Origin of the sequence: Microcella sp., from assembly GCF_051860105.1 — a bacterium.
In the GTDB taxonomy this organism is placed as follows: Bacteria; Actinomycetota; Actinomycetes; order Actinomycetales; family Microbacteriaceae; genus Microcella.
Window position 1 is genome coordinate 124666 of record NZ_JBHYEO010000002.1, and the last position, 23750, is coordinate 148415.

Annotated in this window: 21 protein-coding genes; 2 read left to right on the plus strand and 19 right to left on the minus strand. The window is 70.7% G+C overall.

Features of this window, described 5'->3' with window-relative positions; all coding sequences use genetic code 11:
• The first annotated feature begins 4 nt into the window (after nt 1-4).
• Nucleotides 5-604, plus strand: coding sequence for a DUF3043 domain-containing protein (locus ACTIE9_RS01730; RefSeq protein ID WP_439563849.1), 600 nt, complete (start codon nt 5-7; stop codon nt 602-604).
• Between the two features lie 33 nt (nt 605-637).
• Here the strand turns inward: ACTIE9_RS01730 and ACTIE9_RS01735 are convergent, their stop codons facing one another.
• From ACTIE9_RS01735 to hisD, 3 genes are read right to left on the minus strand one after another with little or no spacing between them, the layout of a single operon-like run.
• A complete protein-coding gene (locus ACTIE9_RS01735) occupies nt 638-1669 on the minus strand; it encodes a quinone-dependent dihydroorotate dehydrogenase (RefSeq protein ID WP_439563850.1) in 1032 nt (343 codons plus the stop codon).
• 7 nt (nt 1670-1676) lie between these two features.
• Nucleotides 1677-2150: a transcriptional regulator NrdR gene (gene nrdR, locus ACTIE9_RS01740; RefSeq protein WP_439563851.1), complete on the minus strand. Its 474-nt coding sequence runs from the start codon at nt 2148-2150 to the stop codon at nt 1677-1679.
• Between the two features lie 12 nt (nt 2151-2162).
• Complete coding sequence (hisD, locus tag ACTIE9_RS01745; RefSeq protein ID WP_439563852.1) at nt 2163-3467, minus strand: histidinol dehydrogenase; 1305 nt, start codon at nt 3465-3467, stop codon at nt 2163-2165.
• Between the two features lie 68 nt (nt 3468-3535).
• On the opposite strand from hisD, the gene ACTIE9_RS01750 reads away from it, so the two are divergent.
• Nucleotides 3536-4036: a flavin reductase family protein gene (locus ACTIE9_RS01750; RefSeq protein ID WP_439563853.1), complete on the plus strand. Its 501-nt coding sequence runs from the start codon at nt 3536-3538 to the stop codon at nt 4034-4036.
• Here the strand turns inward: ACTIE9_RS01750 and dnaE are convergent.
• The 16 genes from dnaE to ACTIE9_RS01830 form a co-directional block, all read right to left on the minus strand.
• Nucleotides 4033-7494 carry a DNA polymerase III subunit alpha gene (gene dnaE / locus ACTIE9_RS01755; protein WP_439563918.1) on the minus strand — a complete coding sequence of 1154 codons (3462 nt, stop codon included), beginning with the start codon at nt 7492-7494 and terminating at the stop codon, nt 4033-4035. The genes ACTIE9_RS01750 and dnaE overlap by 4 nt on opposite strands.
• A gap of 131 nt (nt 7495-7625) precedes the next feature.
• A complete protein-coding gene (locus ACTIE9_RS01760; protein WP_439563854.1) occupies nt 7626-8549 on the minus strand; it encodes an RluA family pseudouridine synthase in 924 nt (307 codons plus the stop codon).
• A 37-nt stretch (nt 8550-8586) separates the two neighbouring features.
• Nucleotides 8587-9390, minus strand: coding sequence for a DivIVA domain-containing protein (locus ACTIE9_RS01765; RefSeq protein WP_439563855.1), 804 nt, complete (start codon nt 9388-9390; stop codon nt 8587-8589).
• Nucleotides 9391-9523: 133 nt separating this feature from the next.
• A complete protein-coding gene (locus ACTIE9_RS01770) occupies nt 9524-9820 on the minus strand; it encodes a YggT family protein (protein ID WP_439563856.1) in 297 nt (98 codons plus the stop codon).
• 57 nt (nt 9821-9877) lie between these two features.
• The gene (locus tag ACTIE9_RS01775; RefSeq protein ID WP_439563857.1) at nt 9878-10339 is read right to left on the minus strand and encodes a cell division protein SepF; all 462 of its coding nucleotides are present in this window, start codon (nt 10337-10339) and stop codon (nt 9878-9880) included.
• Nucleotides 10340-10373: 34 nt separating this feature from the next.
• Nucleotides 10374-11072 carry a YggS family pyridoxal phosphate-dependent enzyme gene (locus tag ACTIE9_RS01780; RefSeq protein WP_439563858.1) on the minus strand — a complete coding sequence of 233 codons (699 nt, stop codon included), beginning with the start codon at nt 11070-11072 and terminating at the stop codon, nt 10374-10376.
• 1 nt (nt 11073) lies between these two features.
• Complete coding sequence (gene ftsZ / locus ACTIE9_RS01785; protein ID WP_439563859.1) at nt 11074-12243, minus strand: cell division protein FtsZ; 1170 nt, start codon at nt 12241-12243, stop codon at nt 11074-11076.
• A gap of 164 nt (nt 12244-12407) precedes the next feature.
• Entirely contained in the window at nt 12408-13118 is a 711-nt protein-coding gene (locus ACTIE9_RS01790) for an FtsQ-type POTRA domain-containing protein (protein WP_439563860.1), read from the minus strand.
• A gap of 260 nt (nt 13119-13378) precedes the next feature.
• The gene (gene murC, locus ACTIE9_RS01795) at nt 13379-14815 is read right to left on the minus strand and encodes a UDP-N-acetylmuramate--L-alanine ligase (protein ID WP_439563861.1); all 1437 of its coding nucleotides are present in this window, start codon (nt 14813-14815) and stop codon (nt 13379-13381) included.
• Nucleotides 14816-14821: 6 nt separating this feature from the next.
• Complete coding sequence (locus ACTIE9_RS01800; protein WP_439563862.1) at nt 14822-15907, minus strand: UDP-N-acetylglucosamine--N-acetylmuramyl-(pentapeptide) pyrophosphoryl-undecaprenol N-acetylglucosamine transferase; 1086 nt, start codon at nt 15905-15907, stop codon at nt 14822-14824.
• Nucleotides 15904-17142, minus strand: coding sequence for a putative lipid II flippase FtsW (gene ftsW / locus ACTIE9_RS01805; RefSeq protein WP_439563863.1), 1239 nt, complete (start codon nt 17140-17142; stop codon nt 15904-15906). Before ftsW ends, ACTIE9_RS01800 begins: the two co-directional genes overlap by 4 nt.
• On the minus strand, nt 17102-18640 hold the full coding sequence (murD, locus tag ACTIE9_RS01810; protein ID WP_439563864.1) for a UDP-N-acetylmuramoyl-L-alanine--D-glutamate ligase: 1539 nt from the start codon (nt 18638-18640) through the stop codon (nt 17102-17104). The genes ftsW and murD overlap by 41 nt, the downstream gene beginning before the upstream one ends.
• Before the next feature lie 2 nt (nt 18641-18642).
• Entirely contained in the window at nt 18643-19740 is a 1098-nt protein-coding gene (mraY, locus tag ACTIE9_RS01815; RefSeq protein ID WP_439563865.1) for a phospho-N-acetylmuramoyl-pentapeptide-transferase, read from the minus strand.
• Nucleotides 19737-20393 (minus strand): glutamate ligase domain-containing protein, encoded by a 657-nt coding sequence (locus ACTIE9_RS01820; protein ID WP_439563866.1) that lies wholly within the window; start codon nt 20391-20393, stop codon nt 19737-19739. Before ACTIE9_RS01820 ends, mraY begins: the two co-directional genes overlap by 4 nt.
• A gap of 4 nt (nt 20394-20397) precedes the next feature.
• Nucleotides 20398-21933: a Mur ligase family protein gene (locus tag ACTIE9_RS01825; RefSeq protein ID WP_439563867.1), complete on the minus strand. Its 1536-nt coding sequence runs from the start codon at nt 21931-21933 to the stop codon at nt 20398-20400.
• Between the two features lie 30 nt (nt 21934-21963).
• On the minus strand, nt 21964-23739 hold the full coding sequence (locus ACTIE9_RS01830; protein WP_439563868.1) for a peptidoglycan D,D-transpeptidase FtsI family protein: 1776 nt from the start codon (nt 23737-23739) through the stop codon (nt 21964-21966).
• Nucleotides 23740-23750 lie beyond the last annotated feature (11 nt).

Consider the following 23750-nt stretch of genomic DNA (forward strand, 5'->3'; position numbering starts at 1 on the left):
CGCCGTGGCCGCCCGCGACAACGCCAACCCCGCCCCCAGTGCCGCCGAGCAGGCGAGCGCCGAGGCGATCGCCGCTGCCGAGGCCGTGGCCGCCGGCAAGGGGCGCCCCACGCCCACCCGCAAAGAGCGCGAGGCCGCGCGCAAGCGTCCGCTCGTGCCGAACGACCGCAAGCAGGCGGCCAAGGAGCACCGCGAGAAGATGAACGCCGCGCGCGAGCGGGCGCGCATCGGCATGGCGAACGGCGAGGAGAAGTACTTGCCGCAGCGCGACCGCGGGCCCCAGAAGAAGTGGGTGCGCGACTACGTCGATGCCCGCATCAGCATCGGCGAGTTCCTCATCCCCGTCATGTTCGTCGTGATCATCCTCACGTTCATCCCCTCCGTCGAGGCCCAGACGATCTCGATCCTGGCCCTGTGGGCCTTCTTCCTCGTCGCCGTTCTCGATTCGACGCTGCTCGGCTTCATCGTCCGTCGCAAGCTCGTGCAGAAGTTCGGCGCCGACAAGGTCGAGAAGGTGCGGTGGTACGCGGCGATGCGCTCGCTGCAGCTGCGCATCCTGCGCCTGCCGAAGCCGCAGGTCAAGCGCGGGCAGTTCCCCGAGTAGTCGGGCTTCCCGCGGGCGGAGCCGTGCTGCCGCTCAGCGACGGGATGCGCGTGCGAGTCCGCGCGTGATCTGCCGTGCCCACAGCGGGCCGCGGTAGAGGAACGCCGTGTAGCCCTGCACGAGCGTCGCCCCGGCGGCGAGCCGCTCCGCGGCGTCGGCGGCGGTGTCGATGCCGCCGACCGCGATGACGCAGAAGTCGTCGGGCACCGCGGCGCGCACGCGGCGCAGCACGTCGAGCGCACGGGCACGCAGCGGCGCTCCGCTCAGTCCGCCCGCCCCGGCGGCCTCGACGACGGCCGGATCGGTCGTGAGCCCCTCGCGACCGATCGTCGTGTTCGTGGCGATGATGCCGGCGAGTCCGTGCCGCAGCGCGAGAGCGCACACCGCGTCGATCGCGGCGTCGTCGAGGTCTGGAGCGATCTTGACGAGGACCGGCGTCGAGCCCGCCTCCTCGAGCACCGCGGCGATGAGCGGGCCGAGCAGTGCGTCATCCTGCAGGCCGCGCAGACCGGGCGTGTTGGGCGAGCTGACGTTGATGGCGAGGTAATCGGCGACCGGGGCGAGCAGCCGCGCCGACGCGCGGTAGTCGGCCACAGCATCCTCGACCGCGACAACGCGGCTCTTGCCGATGTTGGCCCCGATGATCGGGCGGGCCCGGTGCCGACGCTGCCGGGCGACGCGCTCGGCGGCGGCCGCCGCTCCCCCGTTGTTGAAACCCATGCGGTTGATCACCGCACGATCGTCGACCAGCCGGAAGAGGCGCGGCTTCGGGTTGCCCTCCTGCGCGATCGCGGTCACCGTGCCGATCTCGATGTGGCCGAATCCGAGAGCCCACAGGCCCCGGATGCTCCGCGCATCCTTGTCGAAGCCGGCCGCCATGCCGAACGGCGACTCGAACCGCAGGCCGAGCGTCTCGACCGCGAGGGCGGGATCGGGCCGGGTGAACCGCCGCACGAGCCCGGTCAACCCGAGCGCGGGGATCGCGCGGATGACCGCGACAGCGAGATGATGGGCGCGCTCGGGGTCGAGGCGCCGCAGCACCGTGCGGAAGAGGAGCTCGTACACGGGCGCGTCAGTCGGCGTCGACGGCGGCGGCCTGCGACCGCTCCGTGCGCAGCTGGCTGATGGCCGACTCGAAGTCGTCGAGGTTCTCGAAGGCCTGGTACACGCTCGCGAAGCGTAGGAAGGCGACCTCGTCGAGTTGCCGCAGCTCGGGCAGGATCGCGAGACCGATGTCATTGGCATCGAGCTGCGACGCCCCGGTGGCCCGCAGGTTCTCCTCGACCTTCTGCGCGAGCTGGGCGAGGTCGGCATCGGTGACCGGCCGGCCCTGGCAGGCTTTGCGCACGCCGAGCACGATCTTCTCGCGCGAGAACGGCTCGACGACACCGCTGCGCTTGATCACCATGAGGCTCGCCGTCTCGGTCGTGCTGAACCGCCGGCCGCACTCGGGGCACTGTCGACGACGTCGGATCGAGAGCCCGTCGTCGCTCGTGCGCGAGTCGATGACGCGGCTGTCGGGGTACCGGCAGAAGGGGCAGTGCATGGTGGGGCCAGCCTAGAGGAACCGGGCGCGCACGGCGTCGCCGTGGGCGGGCAGCTGCTCTGCGTCGCTCAGGGCGCCCACGTGGGCGGCCACCGCGGCGAGAGCATCCCGGTCGTACTCGACGATCTGCTGGGGGCGCAGGAACGTGTACGCCCCGAGCCCCGAGGCGAAGCGCGCCTGCCCGCCCGTGGGCAGCACGTGGTTCGAGCCCGCGATGTAGTCGCCGAGGCTCACCGGGGTGTGGTCGCCGACGAAGATCGCCCCGGCGCTCTCGAGCGCGGGCAGCAGCGACTGCGGGTCGGCGACCTGCACCTCGAGGTGCTCGGGGCCGTAGGCGTTGCTGAAACGCACCGCCTGGTCGAGGTCGTCGACGAGCACGACGGCCGATTGGGGGCCGTCGAGTGCCGTCGTGACACGCTCGCGATGGTGGGTCGCGGCGACCGCAGCGGGCAGGGCCGCCTGCACGGCGTCGGCCAGCGCGGCGTCGTCGGTCACGAGCACGCTGCCGGCGAGCTCGTCGTGCTCGGCCTGGCTGATCAGGTCGGCGACAACGTAGTCGGGGCGCGCGGTCGCGTCGGCGATGATCAGGATCTCGGTCGGGCCGGCCTCGCTGTCGATGCCGACGACGCCCTTCACGGCCCGCTTCGCGGTCGCGACGAACAGGTTGCCGGGGCCCGTGATCACCTGCACGGGTTCGAGGCCCAGGTCGGCGACACCGTATGCGAGCGCGCCGATCGCGCCCGCGCCGCCCATCGCGTAGACCTCGTCGACCCCGAGCAACGCTGCCGCGGCGAGGATGGTCGGGTGCACGGAACCGCCGAACGCGGCCTGGGGCGGTGAGGCGAGCGCGATCGATCCGACGCCCGCGACCTGGGCCGCAACGACGTTCATGACGACGCTCGAGGGGTAGACGGCTTTTCCGCCCGGCACGTAGAGGCCCACGCGGGCGACCGGCTGCCAGCGCTGCACGATACGCGCGCCCGGAGCGACCTGCGTCACCTGCTCGGCCGGCACCTGCGCGGCGGTCGTGCGGCGCACCCGGTCGATCGCCTCCTCCAGAGCGGCACGCACGGCCGGATCGAGCGCGGCCTCGGCGGCGCGCAGCTGCTCGGCCGTCACGCGCACCGCGGCCGGGCGCACGCGATCGAAGCGCTCGGCCTGATCGAGGAGGGCGGCGCTGCCGCGATCGCGGACATCCTGGATGATCGCGTCGACGGCGTCGACGGCCGAGCCGACATCGCTCGTCGCGCGTGGGACGAGGGCCAGCAGATCGGCGGCGGAGAGGTCGCGGCCGCGGAGGTCGAGGGTTCGCATCATGGCCCGTTCAGCCTAATCGCGGCCAGCCTCGGGAATACCCGGGCGTGGATGCGGTTGCATAGACCGTGATGACCACCGCTCCCGATGCCACCGGTTTCGACGCTTTCGCTCAGGCCTTCCGCCGCCACGCCGCGGGGGTCGCCGTGATCACGGCGCTCACGCCCGATGGCCAGCCCGTCGGATTCACCGCGACCTCGCTCGCCTCCCTCGCCGCTGTGCCGCCGCTCGCGACCTTCAACATGGCCCGCACGGCCAGTTCATGGCCGGCGATCGAGCAGACCGACCGCGTGGCGATCCACATGCTGGGCCAGGAGGACTTCGCCGTCGCGAAGATCATGGCGGGCGACAACGCGCGCCGCTTCGACGGCGATCACTGGGAGCCGGGGCCGCACGGCCTGCCGATCCTGAAGAACGTCACCGCATGGATGGTCGGCACCATCGTCGCCCGCACGCCCGTGGCCGACAACGCCATGATCGCGGTGCAGATCGACGAGGGTGCACTGGGCGACCCCGACGAGCCGCTGCTCTACCACGAGCGTTCGTTCCGCGCCCTCGGCGCGGAGCTCTAGAGCAGCGCCCGAGGCCCCAGCAGGCTCTTCACCTCGCCGAAGAACCCGGCCGAGGGTTCGATGCGGTGCGGCAACTCGAACACCCGAGCCGTGTCGTCCCGCACCAGGCGCAGCCGCACCTCGGTCGCTCCGCGGTGCCGGCTGAGCACCGAGTCGAGCTCGCTCACCACCTCGACGGTGGCCCGCTGCTCGCGCACGGTGAGCGTGAGCGGGCCGGTGTCGGCACTCACCCCGAAATCCGGCTGCTGAAGGGTCATCGCCTGCAGCGTGATGCCGTCGTCACGATGGTTCACGCGACCGCGCACGACCACGATGCTGTCGGCGGCGAGCTTCGACCCGAACTCGAGATAGGTCTTGCCGAGGAACATGATGCTGACCTCGCCCCCGAAATCCTCGAGGGTGATCATGCCGTAGGGGTTTCCCGACTGCCTCGCGACGCGGTGCTGCACGCTCGTGATGAGGCCCGCGACGGTCACCTGCTCGCCATCGGCGGGCGGGTTGTCGTTCAGCTCTGCGATGCTCACCCCCGCGTGCTGCGCGAGCGCGCGCTCGAGGCCCGCGAGCGGGTGATCGGAGACGTACAGGCCGAGCATCTCGCGCTCGAAGGCGAGCTTGTCTTTCTTCGCCCACTCGGGCCGGTCGGGAACGTGCTCGGTGCTCTGCTCGGGCTCGTCGAACAGGCTGTCGAAGTCGAAGCCGACATCGCCGATCTCCTCCGCGCGCTTCTCCTTCACCGCGGCCTCGACGGCGCCCTCGTGAATCTCCATGAGCGCCCGGCGGGTCGCCCCGAGCGAGTCGAACGCCCCCGCCTTGATGAGCGACTCGATCGCCCGCTTGTTGGCGACCGGCCCCGGCACCTTCTTCAGGAAGTCGAAGAAGCCCGTGAACCGGCCCTTCTCCTCACGGGCCGCGCGGATGTGGTCGACGACGGCGAAACCGACATTGCGCACCGCACCGAGACCGAAGCGGATGTCGTCGCCGACGGCCGCGAAGAAGCCGATCGACTCGTTGACATCGGGCGGCAGCACCGTGATGCCCATGCGGCGGCACTCGTTGAGGTACACCGCCATCTTGTCCTTCGAGTCGCCGACGCTCGTGAGCAGGGCGGCCATGTACTCGGCCGGGTAGTGCGCCTTGAGGTAGGCGGTCCAGTACGAGACGACACCGTACGCGGCCGAGTGCGCCTTGTTGAAGGCGTAGTCGGAGAAGGGCAGCAGGATGTCCCAGAGCGTCTTCACGGCGGCCGGCGAGTAGCCGTTCGCGATCATCCCGGCCTCGAAGTTCTCGTACTGCTTGTCGAGCTCCTCCTTCTTCTTCTTGCCCATGGCACGCCGGAGCAGATCGGCCTGCGCGAGCGTGTAGCCCGCGAGCTTCTGCGCGATCTCCATGACCTGCTCCTGATAGACGATCAAGCCGTAGGTGCCGCCGAGCACCTCCCGCAGCGGCTCTTCCAGCTCGGGGTGGATCGGCGTGATCTCCTGCCGACCGTTCTTGCGCAGGGCGTAGTTGGTGTGCGAGTCGGCGCCCATCGGGCCCGGGCGGTAGAGCGCGAGCACAGCCGAGATGTCTTCGAAGTTGTCGGGCTTCATCATGCGCAGCAGCGAGCGCATCGGCCCGCCGTCGAGCTGGAACACGCCGAGGGTGTCGCCGCGCGCCATCAGCTCGTAGGCGGCCGGGTCGTCGAGGGAAAGGTCTTCGAGCACGAGCCGCACCCCGCGGTTCGACTCGATGTTGTCGAGCGCGTCGTCGATGATCGTCAGATTGCGCAGGCCGAGGAAGTCCATCTTCACGAGGCCGAGCGCCTCGGAGGCCGGGAAGTCGAACTGCGTGACGATCTGGCCGTCCTGCTCCCGCTTCATGATCGGGATGATGTCGATGAGCGGCTCGCTCGACATGATCACGCCAGCGGCGTGCACGCCCCACTGGCGCTTGAGGTTCTCGAGGCCGAGCGCGGTGTCGAAGACCGTGCGGGCCTCGGCGTCGACCTCGATGAGGGCGCGGAAGTCGGCCGCTTCCTTGTAGCGATCGTGGGTCTTGTCGAGGATGCCCGCCAACGGCATGTCTTTGCCCATGACGGCCGCGGGCATCGCCTTGGTCAGCTTCTCCCCCATGCCGAACGGGAATCCGAGCACGCGCGAGCTGTCTTTCAACGCCTGCTTGGCTTTGATCGTGCCGTAGGTGACGATCTGAGCGACGCGCTCATCGCCGTACTTCTCGGTGACGTACTTAATGACCTCGCCCCGTCGGCGGTCGTCGAAGTCGACGTCGAAGTCGGGCATCGACACGCGGTCGGGGTTGAGGAAGCGCTCGAAGATGAGGCCGTGCTCGAGCGGATCGAGGTCGGTGATGCGCATGGCGTAGGCGGCCATCGACCCGGCCCCCGACCCGCGGCCCGGACCGACGCGGATGCCGTTGCGCTTGGACCAGTTGATGAAGTCGGCGACGACGAGGAAATAGCCCGAGAAACCCATCTGCGTGATGACGCCGATCTCATACTCGGCGCGCGCGCGCACAGCATCCGGAACCCCGCCCGGATACCGCACGGCGAGACCCCGCTCGACCTCCTGCACGAACCAGCTGTTCTCCGTCTCGCCCTCCGGCACGGGGTACCGCGGCATGTAGTTCGCCGAGGTGTTGAACGCGACGTCGGAGCGCTCGGCGATGAGGAGCGTGTTGTCGCAGGCCTCGGGGTAGTCGCGGAAGAGGTGGCGCATCTGCGCGGGCGTCTTGAGGTAGAACTCGTCCGCGTCGAACTTGAATCGGTTGGGGTCGTCGAGCGTGCTGCCCGACTGCACGCACAGCAGGGCCGCGTGCGACCCGGCATCGGCGGCGTGCGTGTAGTGGAGGTCGTTGGTGGCGACGAGCGGCAGGCCCAGGTCTTTCGCGAGGCGGATCAGCTCGGTCATGGTGCGGCGCTCGATCGGCAGTCCGTGATCCATGATCTCGACGAAGTAGTTCTCGGCTCCGAAGATGTCGCGGAACTCGGCGGCGGCCTCGCGGGCCTTCTCGTAGTCGCCGAGGCGCAGGCGCGTCTGCACCTCGCCGCTCACGCAGCCGGTCGTGGCGATGACCCCCTCGGCGTAGCGGCTGAGCAGTTCGCGATCCATGCGGGGCTTGAAGTAGTACCCCTCGATCGAGGCGAGTGACGACATCCGGAACAGGTTGTGCATGCCCGTCGTCGACGCGGCCAGCATCGTCAGGTGGGTATAGGCGCCCGCGCCGGAGACATCGTCCTCTCCGCCGACCCCCCACTTCACACGGGTCTTGTCGGTGCGGTGGGTGCCGGGGGTGAGGTACGCCTCGATGCCGATGATGGGCTTGATGCCGGCATCGGTCGCCGTCTTCCAGAAGTCGAACGCGCCGAACATGTTGCCGTGATCAGTGACCGCGATCGCCGGCATGCCCTGCGCGACGGCCTCCGCGATGAGCGGCTTGACGCGAGCGGCCCCGTCGAGCATGGAGTACTCGCTGTGCACGTGGAGGTGGACGAACGAGTCTGCTCGAGTGGTCACGGCGCCTCCGACGGGTCGATCTGGACCCTCAGTCTAGGTCGTGGGGATGGCCCCGTCCGGCCGCCGCCCTGGGCGCGTCACGCCCCTCGGAGCACATCGAGCGCGTGCTGGAGATCGTCGGGGTAGCGCGAGGTGTGCTCGCTCCACTCCCCCGTCGCCGGATGCCGGAACCCGAGCCGCATGGCGTGCAGCCACTGCCGCTCGAGGCCGAGCCGAGCGCTCAGAACGGGGTCGGCGCCGTACATGGCATCGCCGACGCACGGGTGGCGCTGAGCGGCCATGTGCACCCGGATCTGATGGGTGCGGCCCGTCTCGAGATGGATCTCGAGCAGGGACGCCGCCGGGAAGGCTTCGATCGTGTCGTAGTGGGTCACCGAGGGCTTGCCACCCGCCACGACGGCGAACTTCCAGGCGCTTCCGGGATGCCGGCCGATCGGAGCGTCGATCGTGCCGGAGAGCGGGTCGGGGTGCCCCTGCACCACGGCGTGGTAGACCTTCTCGACCTCGCGGTCATGGAACTGCCGCTTGAGCTCGCGGTAGGCGTGCTCCGACTTCGCCACGACCATGAGGCCGCTCGTACCGGCGTCGAGCCGGTGCACGACGCCCGCGCGCTCCGGCGGGCCCGAGGTGGCGATGCGGTACCCGGCGGCAGCGAGGGCACCGATCACGGTCGGCCCCTCCCAGCCCGCCGACGGATGCGCGGCGACGCCGACCGGCTTGTCGACCACCACGAGGTCGTCGTCGTCGTGCACGATGCGCAGGTCGGCCACGGGGATCGGCTCGATGCGCACGGGGCGGCGCGGCTGCCAGGTCACCTCGAGCCACGCATCGGCCACGACGCGATCGGAGCGGCCGACGACGCGGCCGTCGATCGTCACACCGCCCGCATCGGCAATCTCGGCCGCGAGGGTGCGGGAGAAGCCCAGGAGCGTCGCCACGGCGACATCGACGCGCTCACCGGCGCGACCGGGAGGAACAGGAAGGGAGCGCGACTCGGTCACCGTCGCGCTCCCTGCCGCTGCGTGCGGACGCTGCCGCTCAGGACCCGTAACCCGGGAACTGACCGGGGGGCGGGGACTGCGGCGCGGGGTACCCCTGCGTCGGTGATGCCGGGGCCGGGTATGCCGGAGCGGGGGCCGAGCCCGGGTAGCCCTGCTGCTCGGCGGGGAACGACGGCGCGGAGCCGTAGACGGGAGCGGAGCCGGCAGCGGGAGCGGAGCTCGCCGGTGCCGCAGCGGCCGGCTGCGCCGTGCCCTCGAGTTCGGCGAGCTGGCTCTGGATGTAGGTGCGCAGCTGCTGACGGTACTCGCGCTCGAAAGTACGGAGCTCGTCGACCCGCTGCTGGAGCGACGCGCGCTCCTGCTCGAGCGCCTGCAGCTGCCCCTGCTGAGCAGTGGTCGCCTCGGCGACGATGCGGGCGGCCTCGGCCTGCCCCTCGGCGATGAGCTGCTCCTTCTTGGCGACGCCCTCGCGCACGTGCTCTTCATGCAGTCGCCGCGCGAGCTGCAGGAGGTTGTTCGTGTCGGCGCTCGGCTCGGCGACGCTCGGGGCCGGAGCCTCCATGATCGGAACGGGAGCAGGAGCGGGAGCGGGAGCGGCGACCATCGCGGGTGCGGGAGCCTCCATGGGAGCCGCGGAAACCGCTCCTCCACGCTGCAGCTCGGCGATGCGCGCATCGGCGGCCACGAGCCGCTGGCGAAGCTCGTCGTTCTCCTGCGTGAGGCGACGCAGCTCGACGACGATCTCGTCGAGGAAATCGTCGACCTCGTCCTGGTCGTAGCCCTCGCGGAACTTGGTCGACTGGAAGCGCTTGTTGACGACATCTTCGGGCGTGAGAGCCATGCGCGTCACCTCGAGACTTTCTGGAGCGGTTGAATAACGATGGGGTAACGCTAGCAACAACATGTCACATGCGTCACATCCGTATCGGTCAGCGTAGCGCGCCGACCCACGCGCGAGCCATGGATTCGCTGGACTAGCGGCCGCTCACCAGCGACATCAGGATCAGGATCACGATGAGCACGATCGTCCATGCGAGGTCGAGCCTGATCGAGCCGAGCTGCAGCGGGGGGATCACCCGGCGCACCGCCTTGAGCGGCGGATCGGTGATCGTGTAGCTGGATTCGGCGAGCAGCATCACCACGCCCCGCGGACGGAACGCCGGATTGAGCACCTGAACCCAGTCGAACACGAACCGCACCCACATGGCGATGAAGACGATCAGCAGAGCCACGTAGATGACCGACAGGATGATCGAGAAGACGAGCGTCACGCCCCTAGTCTCGCAGGTTCTGCTGAGCGGCCGCGCCGCGCGGCCGCGCCGCGGGGGCTAGTCGCGGGGAAGGAACGACGCGTCGACATCGGGCTCGATGTCTGCCGCGTCGCCGCTCGTGGCGACGTGCGCCGGCGAGAGCAGGAACACCTTGCTCGTCACACGCTCGATGCGACCGTAGAGCCCCTGCGAGAGGCCGCTCGCGAAGTCGACGAGGCGGCGCGCTTCGCTCTCGCTCATCTGCGACAGGTTGATGATGACGGGGATGCCCTCGCGGAAGCTCTCCGCGATCGCCTGGGCGTCTTTGTACGCCCGCGGGTGCACGGTGAGGATCTCGTTCATGTCGCTCACGATGTTCTGGCGGGCCGGCGCCGCACGCCGCAGGGGGGTGACCGGGGCACGCTGGGCGACCGCGGCGCTCGTCGGCGCAGCGGCGGGCGCAGCAGGATGGTTGTCGTACTCGACCTCTTCATCAGCGAGGCCGAGGTACACCATGGTCTTGCGCAGCGGGTTGCTCATGTGATCGTCCTTACCGGTCGTGGCACTGGCCAGATTAGGGGCGATGCGGGCGATTTCCCGTGATTGCCGTGCCGATGCGCAGGTGTGTCGCGCCCTCCGCGATCGCCTCGGCGTAGTCGCCCGACATGCCAGCGGAGATCGACCGGGCCTCGGGCGCGAGCGTGCGCACGCGGTCGGAGAGGCCGCGCAGGCGGGCGAACGCCGCTCGAGCATCCTCGTCGATCGGCGCGACCGCCATGACCCCGCGGAGCGTCAGCGAGGGATGCGCGAGCACTCGCTCGGTGAGGGGCAGCAGCACGTCCGGCTGCGCTCCCCCGCGACCGGGGTCATCGGTGAGGTTGACCTCGAGGAAGACGTCGAGCGGACGCTCGGTGCGGGCGAGCGCCGTGACGAGCGACTCGCGATCGACGGAGTGGATCACGCGGGCGTACTCGGCGACGGCGCGCGCCTTGTTCGACTGGAGCTGGCCGACGAAATGCCAGGTCAGGGGCAGACCCGCGAGCTCCGCGGCTTTCGGAGCGGCATCCTGGTGCCGATTCTCGCCGACGTCGTGGATGCCCAGGGCGATCAGCTGCCGGATCAGGGATGCGGGATGGAACTTCGTGACGACGATGAGCGTGACCTCGTCGCGCGAGCGCCCCGCGGCCCGGCAGGCCTCGACGACCCCGGCCTCGACGGCGGCATGCCGTTCGGCGAGGAGCGGATCCGGCGTGATGCTGTCGACGAGGGGCACGTCAGCGCAGGAAGTCGGGGATGTCGAGGTCGTCGTCGTCAGCGTCGAGCGGATCGATCGGCGCCGTCGCGGCGAGACCCCCGTCATCGGCCCAGTTCCTGTCGTTGAGGGCGCGATCGATCGGCGACGCCTCGCTCGTCGCGGTCGCGACCGCGACGGGGGCGCTCGCTCCGCCGTCGGCCGCCTGGAAGCTCGCGCGGCGGTCGCGGTGCACGACCGTCGGCTCGCCGCCGTCGAATCCCGCGGCGATGACCGTGACCCGCACCTCGTCGCCGAGGGTGTCGTCGATGACCGCGCCGAAGATGATGTTCGCCTCGGGGTGCACGGCCTCCTGCACCAGCTTCGCGGCGTCGTTGATCTCGAAGATGCCGAGGTTGGAGCCGCCTTGGATCGAGAGCAGCACGCCGTGGGCGCCATCGATGCTGGCCTCGAGCAAGGGGCTGGCGACAGCGAGCTCAGCGGCCTTGATCGCGCGATCGGCCCCCCGTGCCGACCCGATGCCCATGAGCGCGGAGCCCGCGCCCTGCATGACGCTCTTGACATCGGCGAAGTCGAGGTTGATGAGGCCGGGGGTGGTGATGAGATCGGTGATGCCCTGCACACCAGCGAGCAGAACCTGGTCGGCCGTCGCGAAGGCCTCGAGCATCGAGATGCCGCGGTCGGAGATCTCGAGCAGCCGGTCGTTAGGCACGACGATGAGCGTGTCGACCTCGTTCTTGAGCTGCGCGACGCCCAGGTCGGCCTGGGCCTGCCGGCGCTTGCCTTCGAAACCGAACGGCTTGGTGACGACACCGATGGTGAGTGCGCCGATCGACTTGGCGATGCGCGCGACGACGGGCGCACCCCCGGTGCCGGTCCCCCCGCCCTCGCCCGCCGTCACGAAGACCATGTCGGCCCCGGCGAGAGCCTCCTCGATCTCCTCGGCGTGGTCTTCCGCGGCTCGTCGACCCACCTCGGGGTCGGCGCCCGCGCCGAGACCGCGCGTCAGCTCGCGGCCGACATCGAGCTTCACGTCGGCATCGCTCATGAGCAGCGCTTGCGCGTCGGTGTTGATGGCGATGAACTCGACACCGCGCAGCCCCAGCTCGATCATGCGGTTGACGGCGTTCACGCCGCCGCCGCCGATGCCGACGACCTTGATCACGGCGAGGTAGTTCTGGTTCGAGGTCACGTCGAGGCCTTCCGCTCAACCTTCACCCTCAGGTTGAGGGCTAAAGTTATGCTCAGTATGTAGTGCTGAGGGAGACGGTAGGGCCCTCGGGCGGGGCTGCGGCCCAGGCGCGCCGCGTGTCGCGATTCCGCCGGCACGAAGCGTGCGCCCCCGAGGCCACGGGCTCAGAGGCGGCGCACCACGAGGCTCTCGGGAGCAGAGACGTCGTACTCCCACGCCGCGTCCTGGCCCGTCGCGGCGATCGCGGCCGCGAGCACGCGCGCCTTGAACCCTGATCTCTCGGCGCTGCCCCACACGACGCGGTGCCCGATCCCCGTCATCGTGAAGGTGACGTCGTCGCGCGTCGAAGCGGAGATCACGTCAACCTGGCCGCGCAGGGTCTCCGGCAAGGCCGAGAGCACGGCGGACACGCTGCGGAACGCCAGAGATTCGGGGTCGGTGCTCGTCGCGGCGATGAGCGGGATGCCCGCCGGTCGCTCCGGCGAGGTCTCGACCACGACGCCCGCGGCGTCGACGAGATCGACCACGGCCCCGCGTTCGATGGCGCCGACCGGCGCGCGCTCGACGATGCGCACCACGAGCGTGTGCGGGGGCACGACCTCGGTCGCGTACGAGCGGATGAGCGGGAAGGCAGCGAGGTCGTCGCGGATCGCGCTCTCATCGAGCAGGGCGAGCGGCGTGCCCCGGTGGTCGTCGAGCGCGGCCCCCACGGCGGTGGCATCGAGCCGGCTCGTGCCGATCACCTCGATCGTGTCGAGGGCCATGAGCGGAGACAGCGTGACGATGGCGACGCCGCCAACGAGCGCGACCGCCGTCGCGGCCGCCGTCGTCGCGGCGAGCCGGCGTCGTCGCGACCGCCGAGTGAAGCGGCGCACCTCCTCGCGCTCGTCGCGGCGCCTCTGCCGCGCCGCGGCGCGAGCCGCCGTTCGCGCGGTGCGATCGTTCGATACCGGACGGATGGTCGGGCTCTGCGCGCGAGGGGCTCGGGGCGCTCGCGGAGCGCGAGCACGGGCTTCCGCCGGAGGGGTGCGCTCGGATCCGCTCGGCGCAGCAGCGGCGGTGCGGGAGGCCCTCCCCGGGGTCGGCTTCGACGCGGGGAGAGCCGGCTGGTCGCCGGCGAAGCCCTCGGGACGCTTCACGGCGCCGCGGCTCCGGCATGACGTGCCTCCAGCGCCGCCCGCACCTGCGGGATGATCCGGTAGACGTCGCCGCAGCTCAGCGTCATGACGATGTCACCGGCATGCGCGATCTCGGCGATGCGGTCGGCCGCCGCCTGCCAGTCGGGCCGGTAGTCGACGCGGCTCGCGTCGTCGAAGCGCTCGACGACGAGGGCGCCCGTGACGCCGGGGATCGGATCCTCCCGCGCACCGTAGACGTCGAGCACCACGGTGTGGTCGGCACCGTGCTCGTAGACCTCGGCGAACTCGCCCGCCATGGCCTGCGTGCGGCTGTAGAGATGCGGCTGGTGGATCGCGATGACGCGCCCCGCGCCGACGACGGATCGGGCGGTCTGGAGGGCCGCGGCGACCTCGGTCGGATGGTGGGCGTAGTCGTCGTAGAGCCGCACACCGTCGGCGAGGCCGTGGGCCTCGAACCTCCGCTGGGTGCCGGCGAACCCGTCGAGCGCGCGCACAGCATCCGCAGCATCGATCCCGAGCCCCACGAGCACCGCGATCACTCCCGCGGCATTGAGGGCGTTGTGCCGGCCCGGGATGGCGAGCTCACCGTCGTGCTCGGCCCCCGCGACCGCGACCCGGTAGCGGATCGGCCCCGTCTCGGAGATCGCCACGAGCCGCACATCGGCGTCGGCCGCCTCGCCGAAGGTGAGCACCGGGACCGCGGGGGCCTCGCCGACCCGCTGGCTGTCGAGGCGCTCGCGCAACCGCCGGGTCGCCGGGTCGTCGGCCGAGAGCACGAGCAGCTCGCTCGCACCCGTCGCGAAGGTCTCGAACGCGCGCTCGAGCGCCGTCTCATCGCCGTAGTGGTCGAGGTGGTCGGTGTCGATGTTGGTGATGAGCGCCACGGCGACGTCGTAGAGCAGGAACGAGCCGTCGGATTCATCCGCCTCGACGACGAACAGATCGCCCTCGCCCCACGCCGCGCTCGTCCCCGAGCCCTGGATGACCGCGCCGTTCACGAAGGACGGGTCGAGGTCGAGGGCGCGCAGGGCGGTCACGAGCATCCCGGTCGACGTCGACTTGCCGTGCGCGCCCGCGACCGCGACGAGGCGCTCGCCGCGCACGAGCCAGGCGAGAGCCTGCGAGCGGTGCAGAACGGGCAGGCCGCGCCGCAGCGCCTCCTGGTACTCGGGGTTGTCCTCCCACAGGGCACCGGTCACGACGAGCGTCTCCGCGTCACCGACGTGGGCGGCGTCGTGGCCGATGCTCACCGGGATACCGAGCTCGCGCAGAGACTGGACTGCCGCGGAATCAGACCGGTCGCTGCCCGTCACGGAGAAACCGCGAGCGCGGAACATGCGCGCGATGCCGCTCATGCCGCTTCCGCCGATACCGACGAAATGCAGGCGACCGAGCGTCTCGGGAAGAACCAGGGCGGGGTCGGGCTTGATCATCGGCACTCAGCCTAGGCGGGTCTCGGCGAGGGCCTCGCGCACGAGGGCGAGCAGCGCCTCGTCTCCGTCGCGGCGGCCGACCGAGGCGGCGGCCGCGGCCATGCGGGCAATCTCGCCGCGACGACCGAGGAGCGGAACCAGTTCGCGCGCCACCCACTGCTCCGTGAGCTCGGCATCGGCCACGAGAACGGCGCCGCCGGCCGCGACGAGCTCGCGGGCATTGAGACGCTGCTCGCCGTTGCCGGCCGCATAGGGCACGAGCACCGAGGGAAGCCCCAGCGCGGCGAGCTCGCTCACGGTCGCCGAACCCGCGCGGCAGAGCACGAGATCGGCGGCAGAAAACGCGAGATCCATGCGATCGCAGTAGGGCATCGTTCGATAGCCGACGAGCCCGGGGTCGTCTCCCCCGCGCCCGCTGCCGGTGATGTGCAGCACCTGCCAGCCGGCACCGAGCACGCGGGCGGCCGATGCCGTCAGGGTGTCGTTGAGCCGCTTCGCCCCCGTCGAGCCGCCGGTCACGAGCAGCACGGGGCGGTCTGCCGCGAGGCCGAAGTGCCGCAGCGCCTCGGCGCGCGCGGCGGGCCGGTCGAGCGTCGAGATCTCCGGGCGCAGCGGCATGCCGACGAGTCGTGCGCGACGCAGCGGCGTGCCCGCGAACGTGATCGCCACGCGGCCGCCGAGCCAGCGGGCGAGCCGGTTGGCGATGCCGGGGCGGGCATTCGCCTCGTGGGCGACGATCGGGATCCCTTCGAGACGGGCGGCGACGTACGCCGGCGCCGAGGCGTACCCCCCGAAGCCGACCACGACATCCACCGCCCGATCTCGGATGATCGCCCGGGTGCGACGGACCGCGTCGCGGAACCGGGCGGGGAACCGGGCGGCATCGCGATTCAGCCGGCGCGGGAAAGGCACGCGCGGGATCGTCAGCAGTTCGTACCCGCGGTCGGGCACGAGCCGGGCCTCGAGCCCCTCGGCCGTGCCGAGCACGAGCAGCTCGACGCCCGGCTCGGCCGTCCGCCAGTGGTCGGCGAGGGCGAGGAGCGGGTTGACATGACCGGCGGTGCCCCCGCCGGCGAGCAGGGCCGTGGTCATCGTGCGGGCGACCCCGGGGCGACCACCGGCATCGCCCGGCGCGGCAGCGGCAGGTCGCGCGCGAGGGAGAGCACCACCCCGATGGCCAGCAGCGACGACACGAGGGCCGACCCTCCGGCAGAGATGAACGGCAGCGGCAGGCCGAGCACCGGCAGCATGCCGAGCACGACCGCGATGTTGACGAGGGCCTGGCCGATGATCCAGACCATGATCGCGCCGGTCGCGATGCGGTGGAAGGGGTTCTCGTGTCGTCGCACGAGCCGCACCAGCCCGACCGCGAGCACCGCGAACAGCACGAGCACGACGAGTGCGCCGATGAGCCCGAGCTCTTCACCGATGATCGCGAAGATGAAGTCGCTCTCGGCGTGCGGCAACCACCGCCACTTCGTCGCCGAGTTGCCGAGGCCGACTCCGAAGACACCGCCCGAACCGAGAGCCCACAGGGCATGCACCGACTGCCAGCAGGTGAATTCGTAGTCCTCGGGCGCGCAGCCGTTGAGCCACACGTCGATGCGGCTCGATCGCGAGCTCGAGGTGAGGGCGAACAGCACCGCTCCGAGCGCGACGACGGCGACCATCCCGACGAGGTACCGCAGGGGGGCGCCGGCGAAGAAGAGCGCGGCGAGCACGATCACGATCATGATGGATGCCGTGCCGAGGTCTTGCCCCGCGAGCACCATCACGACCGCGAGCAGCGAGACCGGCACCGCGGGGATGACCACGCTGCGCCAGTCGGTGAACGCGTTCGCGCGATCGGCGAGCACGGTCGCGAGCCAGACGACGAGAGCCAGCTTGAGGAACTCGGAGGGCTGCGCGGTGAAGCCTCCCAGCGAGATCCAGTTCTGGTTGCCACCGTAGTCATACCCGAGTCCCGTGAAGACGAGCAGCTGCAGGGCGAGGCCGAGCATGACAGCGTGCCGCGCCCAGCGCCGCCAGAACACCGCCGGCAGCCGGGCGATCGTGAGCATGAGCGGGATGCCGATGAGGGCGAACAGCCCCTGACGCAGGAACACCGCGAAGAAGTCGCCCTCGTTGTTCTGCGCCGAGGTCACGGCCGACGATGAGAGCACCATCACGAGCCCGAAGAGCACGAGGAAGATCACCGTGCCGACGACGATCATCGCGTCGGGGTGCTCCACGCCGAACAGCTTCCGCACCGCGACGATCGCGGCCGGTGGCGTGCGGGGCGCGGGCTCAGGTGCCGGGCGACCCTGCGGAGGACGGACCGTCGTCATGGGCCTCCCCCTCCAGGTGCTGCCGAACGGCGGCGGCGAAACGGCTGCCGCGGTCGGCGTAGTCGACGAACTGGTCCATGGATGCCGCGGCCGGAGCGAGGAGCACGGTGTCGCCACCCTGCGCCACGCCGGCGGCCAGCCGCACCGCGGCAGGCATCACCCGCTCAGTCTCGCGGTCGTCGACCTCGAACAGCGGCAGCGCGGGCGCGTGTCGTGCGAACGCCGCGCGCACCGCATCCCGCTCGGCCCCGATGATGATGGCGGCCCGCAGGCGGTCGCGATGAGCGGCGACGAGGGGGGCGAGGTCGACCCCTTTGAGCAGCCCGCCGACGATCCAGATGACCGAGCGGTAGGCGCTGAGGGCGGACGCGGCGGCGTGCGGGTTCGTCGCCTTCGAGTCGTCGACCCAGGCGATGTCGGCGTCGATCGCGATGAGCTCGGTGCGATGCGCATCGACGCGGAACCGCCGCAGCGCGTCGCGGATCGACAGCGGTGCCGCCCCGACCGCCCGAGCGAGCGCCGCCGCGGCGAGCGTGTTCGCCAGGCCGTGCGGAGTCGCGAGCCCGGCCGCCATGACGTCGGCGAGCTCGGCGAGCTCGAGAGCGCTCGTGCGCCGCTCGTCGAGGAACGCCCGGTCGACGATCAGGTCGTCGACGACGCCGACATCGCTCGGCCCGGGCACGGCCGCCCCGAAGCCGATCGCTCGGCAGCCCTCCTGCACCTCGGCCTCCTCGACCATGCGCATGGTCGCCGCGTCGGTGAGGTTGTAGACGCAGGCGACGCGCGTGTGCGCGTAGATCTTGGCCTTCGCCGCCGCGTAGGCCTCGGCCCCGCCGTGCCAGTCGTAGTGATCCTCCGCGAGGTTGAGGCAGGTGCTCGCGAGGGGCCGCACGGCGCCGGGGCCGTCGTCGGGCATCCAGTGCAGCTGGAAGCTCGAGAGCTCGACAACGAGCACATCGAAACCGCCGGGGTCGCGCACGGCGTCGAGCACGGGAACCCCGATGTTGCCGCAGGGCGCGACCCGACGGCCGTCCTCCTGCAGCATCGTCGCGGTGAGCTGGGTCGTGGTGGTCTTGCCGTTCGTGCCCGTGATGAGCACCCACTCCGCCGGAGGGGCAACCTTGTCGCGCACGCGCCAGGCGAGCTCGATGTCGCCCCACACGGGGGTGCCGCGCTCACGTGCCCACACCACGTGCGGATGATCGGGACGGAAGCCGGGAGAGACGATGACGAGCTCGGGGTCGAGCGCGTCGAACGCGGACGGCAGTTCATCGGCCGTGGTGAGATCGATGAGCTCGACCCCGATCACGGGCAGGATGCGCGCTCGGTCGTCATCAGGGCGATGGGCGGCCACGACCACGCGGCACCCGAGCTCGGCGAGCGTGTCGGCGACGGAGAAACCCGTGACGCCGAGGCCGAGCACGAGCACGCGGAGGCCCGACCAGTCGGAATGCCAGCTCTGCAGATCGTCCGGGCGACGCGGTGATAGTGGGCTCACGGCTACTGGCTGACCCATTCGAGGTAGAACAGGCCGACGCCCACTGCGACGAACAGACCGCCGATGAGCCAGAAGCGCACGACGACCGTCACCTCGGCCCAACCCTTCAGCTCGAAGTGGTGGTGCAGCGGGCTCATGAGGAAGATGCGCTTGCCCTTGGTGATCTTGAAGTAGGCGCGCTGCACGATCACCGAGCCGGTGACGATGAGGAAGAGACCGCCGATGAGCACGAGCAGCAGCTCGGTGCGGGTCAGGATGGCGAGGGCGGCGAGGGCGCCGCCGATCGCGAGCGAGCCCGTGTCGCCCATGAAGATCTGGGCGGGCGAGGTGTTCCACCACAGGAAGCCGATGAGGCTCGCGGCGATCGCCGCGGCGACGATGGCGAGATCGAGCGAGTCGCGCACCTCGTAGCAGCGGTACTCATTGGCCGGGTCGATCAGCGCGTTGTTGCACGACTGGTTGAACTGCCAGAAGGCGATGAAGATGTAGGCCGCGACCGAGAGGATCGAGGCGCCCGTGGCGAGTCCGTCGAGGCCGTCGGCGACGTTCACGGCGTTCGAGGTGCTCACGACGATGACGTTGACCCAGATGGCGAAAGCGATGAAGGCGCCGATCGTGCCGAACACCGCGAAGTCGAGCCAGTGGATGTCGCGGACGGCCGAGATCGCGGTCGATGCCGGTGTGAGCCCGTCGGAGTCGGGGAACGACAGGGCGAGCACGGCGAAGATCGTCGCGACCACCGCCTGCCCGGCGATCTTGGCCCAGCCGCCCAGCCCGAGGCTGCGCTGCTTCCGGGTCTTCGTGAAGTCGTCGATGAAGCCGATGAGCCCGAGACCCACCATGAGCCCGAGCACGAGCAGGGCGCTGAGCGTGACCGGCTCGCCGCTCACGAGGTGCCCGAAGAAGTAGCCCAGCACGGCGCCGAGAATGAACACGATGCCGCCCATGGTGGGCGTGCCGCGCTTGGTGTGGTGCGACTGCGGGCCGTCGTCGCGGATGAACTGGCCCCACTCGAGGCGATTGAAGAGCCGGATGAAGAGCGGCGTCAGCAGCAGGGTGAACGCGAGCGAGAAGGCTCCCGCGAACATGAGCGCGATCATGCGTCAGCCTCCAGGAGCAGACGGACGAGATCGTGCAGGGGGGTTCGGGATGCCGCGCTCACGAGCACCACATCTCCCTCGTCGACCTGCGCACGCACGACATCGTATGCCTGCTCGAGCGTGCCGACGAGAATCGACTCTCCGTCCCACGACCCCTCGAGCCCGGCGGCGTTGTGGATATGGCGGGCGCCCTCTCCCACGACGATCAGCTGGCTGACGTCGAGGCGCACGACGATGCGCCCGAGCGCGTCGTGATCGTCGAACCAGTCGGCGGGCGCGGTCTCCAGCTCGCCGAGGACGGCGAACGATCGGGAGCGGCCTCGAGCGATGTCGGCGAGCACCCGCAGCGATGCGCGCACGTCGAGCGCTGTCGCCGCGGCGGTGTCGTCGAGAAGCACGGCACCGTTGGCGAGGGGGCGGCGCGCGGTGCGACCGGGGATGTCGCGGATCGTGCCCACGACGGACTCGACCGCAGCGTCGAGACCGTCGCCCGCGTCGAGGCGCGACTCGACCAGCGCGACGGCCGCCTCCACGGCGGCCTGACCCACCGCGTCGAGACCGACCTCGGCGCGCTCGTCGCCCAGGCGCAGCCACAGGCGGGAGCCCTCGAGGCGATGCACGACGTCGTCGACGACGAGCGCGCTGCGTGTCATCGGATCACCAGCCGGCTTCGCGCAGGGCCGCCCGAGCCTCGTCGCGAGCCGAGTACTCGGTGCGGACGCCGCGGATATCGCGGTAGTCCTGGTGGCCCGGGCCTGCCCAGAGGATCGAGTCGCCCTCCTGGGCCAGGTTCACGGCGACGCGGATCGCCTGCTCGGGCGGGCTGACCTCGTGGATCTCGGGGCGGTTCGTCGCCATCGCGGCACCGTCGAGGAGGGTCGCGCGGATGGACGCCGGGTCTTCGAAGCGCGGGTGGTGGTCGGTGATGACGAGCACGTCGCAGCCCTCGGCCGCGACGCGCGCCATCTCGTGCCGCTTCGTGGCGTCGCGGTCGCCATCGGCGCCGAACACCATGATCGTGCGCCCGGTGGTGAAGCGGCGCACGGCGGCGAGGGTGTGCGCGAAGGCGTCAGCGCTGTGGCCGAAGTCGACGTAGACGCTCGGCCCGCGGTCGCCGGAGACCCGCTCGGTGCGGCCCGGCAGGTAGGCGTCGATTCCTGTCACGCCGAGGGCTGCGGCGATGTCGTCGAGCGCGATGCCCGCTTCGACCAGCATGACGATCGCGAGACCGGCGTTGGCCGCCATGTGCCCGCCGATGAGCGGAACGCGCGTCTCGATCGCGCGCCCCTCGGGGCCGGAGAGCCGGAAGCCGGTGTGGGCCGGGTGCTCCTCGGTGATCTCGACGCGCCAGTCGGCGACGACGTCGGGCAGCGAGGCGATGGAGACGACGGGGATGCGCGCGTCAGCCACCACGCGCGCGCCGTAGGGAGAGTCGAGCGAGACGACGCCGCGGCGACCCCGGTCGGGGAAGAACAGCGGCAGCTTCGCCTGGTAGTACTCCTCCATGTCGGCGTAGTCGTCGAGGTGATCGTGGGTGAGGTTGGTGAAGCCGACGACGTCGAACAGCAGCCCGTCGACACGATGCCGACTGAGCGCCTGCGCGCTCACCTCGACCGCCACGGCATCGACTCCCGCCTCGCGCATGCGCGCCAGGAGGGCGTGCATCTCGCTCGCTTCCGGCGTGGTCAGCCGGCTCACGACAGTCAGGTCGCCGATGTGGCGCTCGGCCGTCGAGCTGAGGCCGGTGACGCGACCGAGCTGGCGCAGAATGCCCTCGAGGAGGTACGCGGTCGAGGTCTTGCCGTTCGTGCCCGTGACACCGAGCATGAGCGGGGGCTGCTCGCGCGTGCCGTACACCCAGGCAGCGATCTCCCCGAGCGCCGCACGGGGATCGGGCACGACGATGACGGGCAGACCCGACTGCTCGGCGATCGCCCGGCCCTCGGGGTCGGTCAGCACCGCGACCGCGCCCGCCGCTGCCGCGTCGGCAGCAAACTCGGCCCCGTGCCGGTGCGCCCCGCGCAGGCCCACGAAGAGGTCGCCGGGTCGCAGGTCACCCGTCGAGAGCGTCACGCCCGTGACATCGACGCCCTCGGTGGCGCCGTGGTGCTCGAGACCGAACGCCTCGACGAGACCGAGGAGCGGTCGGGGCTCCGGGTGCTCGGGCCGCAGCACGGGGGGAATGCGGGACAACGCAACCTCAGCTCTATCGGGGCTGACCTCTCACCAGGTCAGCGGGATGCTCGGTGCCGGCACCGACGACGGAGGCACCCGGAAGGTCTTCAGCACCTGGGTCATGATCGACCGGAAGGTGGGCGCCGCGGCGGCCGACGTCTTCATCGTATCGGGCTTGCCGTACGTGACGACCACGACGAACTGCGGGTCGTCGGCGGGCGCCGTGCCCGCGACCGAGACGATGCGCTCGTCGCCGTACGCACCGTTCTCCGACACCTCCGCGGTTCCCGTCTTCGCGGCGACGCGATAGCCGGGGATGCTCAGCTGGCGGGAGAGGAACCCCTGGGTGACGACGTTCTCGAGCGTCGCGATGACGTCGCGCGCGGCCGACTCGCCGACGACCCGCACGCCCTCCGTCGGCGGCAGGTTCGTGACCGTGCCGTCTGCGTGCTCGCACCCCGTCACGAGTGTGAGCGGCGCGCGCACTCCCCCGTTGGCCAGGGTCTGGTAGAGGCTCGCGACCTGAGCGCTCGTCGCCGTCATGCCCTGGCCGAACATCTGGGTGACGGCCGTGTGACCGTCGACCTCATCGGCGGCACCCACGAAGCCCGGCTCCTCGCCGAGGAAGTCGACAGCGGTCTGCGTGCCGAAGCCGAAGCCCGTGAGGTAGTCGTGGCGCTGAGCGAGCGAGAGCCGCTCGCTCAAGACCGACGTCCCGGTGTTCGACGAGTTCATGAGCACGCCCGCCGCCGTGTAGCGCAGATCGCCGTGGTCCCAGGCATCGCCGATCTGGAAACCCGCGATCGTGTTGTAGCGGCGCGGGGCGATGACCTGATCGGCGAGGGTGGCTGCACCCGAGTCGATCAGGGCGGCGAACGTGGCCGACTTGATCGTCGAGCCCGGCTCGTAGGGCCAGGTGAACACGCGCGACCCGAGGTTCTCCGGCGCCGTGCCGTCGACGTTGTTGGGGTCGACCGTCGGCCAGTCGGCGGCGGCGATCAGGTGGCCGTCGGAGACCCGCACGACGACCGCCGTCGCCCACTCCGCCCCGATCGCCGTGGCCTGCTCGGCGATCGCCTGCTGCGCGAACCACTGCACATCGGCGTCGATCGTGAGGTGCAGCGTGCCGCCGTCCACCGCGTCCTGCGCGACGACCGTCGTGCCCGGCAGTCGCACGCCGTCAGCGCCGCGCTCGTACGTCGCTTCGCCGTCCGATGCCTCGAGGCAGTCGTTGAGGCGGTACTCGAGGCCCGTCTGCGGTCCATCGGTGCCCAGGAAGCCCACGAGGTTGCCGGCGATCTGCCCGTTCGGGTACGTGCGGGCGGGGATCCGCTCCCAGTAGACCCATGGGATGCCCAGCTCCCGCACCTGCTCGAACATCTCGGGGGTCACGCCGCGGGCGAGGTAGGCATGATCGTCATCGGGGTCGTCCGCCAGTTGGGCCTGGATTTCGGTGAACATCGCGATCGGGTCTCCCCCGACGATGGCCGCGAGCGCCGCGAGCGAGTCGGACACCGTGCGCGTCACCTCATCGCCGGTCGCCTCGTCGGTGCGCTCGTAGTCGCGCACGAACCGGGGCGACACGGTGATGTCGTACCGGAACACGGAGTCGGCGAGGACGACGCCGCGGGCGTCGACGATGTCTCCCCGCGCGCCGTGGATCGTCATCGGTATCGAGCGCCGCGCCTCCGACTCTTGCGCCAGCTGCTCGGCCCGCACGACCTGGATATCGACGAGGCGCACGACGAACGCCGAGAGCACGATCGCGAGCACGAGCATCCACGCCGCCAGACGGCGACGTGTGCGGCGCTCGACAGTCACCATGCGCGCTCCCC

Excerpts from the sequence above, each read along its gene's own strand:
- mraY (WP_439563865.1), bottom strand. The coding sequence starts at position 19,740 with ATGATCGCGCTCATGTTCGCGGGAGCCTTCTCGCTCGCGTTCACCCTG.
- ftsW (WP_439563863.1), bottom strand. The coding sequence starts at position 17,142 with ATGACGACGGTCCGTCCTCCGCAGGGTCGCCCGGCACCTGAGCCCGCG.
- hisD (WP_439563852.1), bottom strand. The coding sequence starts at position 3,467 with ATGATGCGAACCCTCGACCTCCGCGGCCGCGACCTCTCCGCCGCCGAT.
- murC (WP_439563861.1), bottom strand. The coding sequence starts at position 14,815 with ATGATCAAGCCCGACCCCGCCCTGGTTCTTCCCGAGACGCTCGGTCGC.
- dnaE (WP_439563918.1), bottom strand. The coding sequence starts at position 7,494 with ATGCTCGACGGGGCCGCTCGCGTCAAGCCGCTCATCGCGGAGGCCGTC.
- ACTIE9_RS01765 (WP_439563855.1), bottom strand. The coding sequence starts at position 9,390 with ATGGCTCTCACGCCCGAAGATGTCGTCAACAAGCGCTTCCAGTCGACC.
- ACTIE9_RS01800 (WP_439563862.1), bottom strand. The coding sequence starts at position 15,907 with ATGACCACGGCCCTGCTCGCCGGCGGGGGCACCGCCGGTCATGTCAAC.
- ACTIE9_RS01820 (WP_439563866.1), bottom strand. The coding sequence starts at position 20,393 with ATGACACGCAGCGCGCTCGTCGTCGACGACGTCGTGCATCGCCTCGAG.
- ACTIE9_RS01775 (WP_439563857.1), bottom strand. The coding sequence starts at position 10,339 with ATGAGCAACCCGCTGCGCAAGACCATGGTGTACCTCGGCCTCGCTGAT.
- nrdR (WP_439563851.1), bottom strand. The coding sequence starts at position 2,150 with ATGCACTGCCCCTTCTGCCGGTACCCCGACAGCCGCGTCATCGACTCG.
- ACTIE9_RS01750 (WP_439563853.1), top strand. The coding sequence starts at position 3,536 with ATGACCACCGCTCCCGATGCCACCGGTTTCGACGCTTTCGCTCAGGCC.
- ACTIE9_RS01830 (WP_439563868.1), bottom strand. The coding sequence starts at position 23,739 with ATGGTGACTGTCGAGCGCCGCACACGTCGCCGTCTGGCGGCGTGGATG.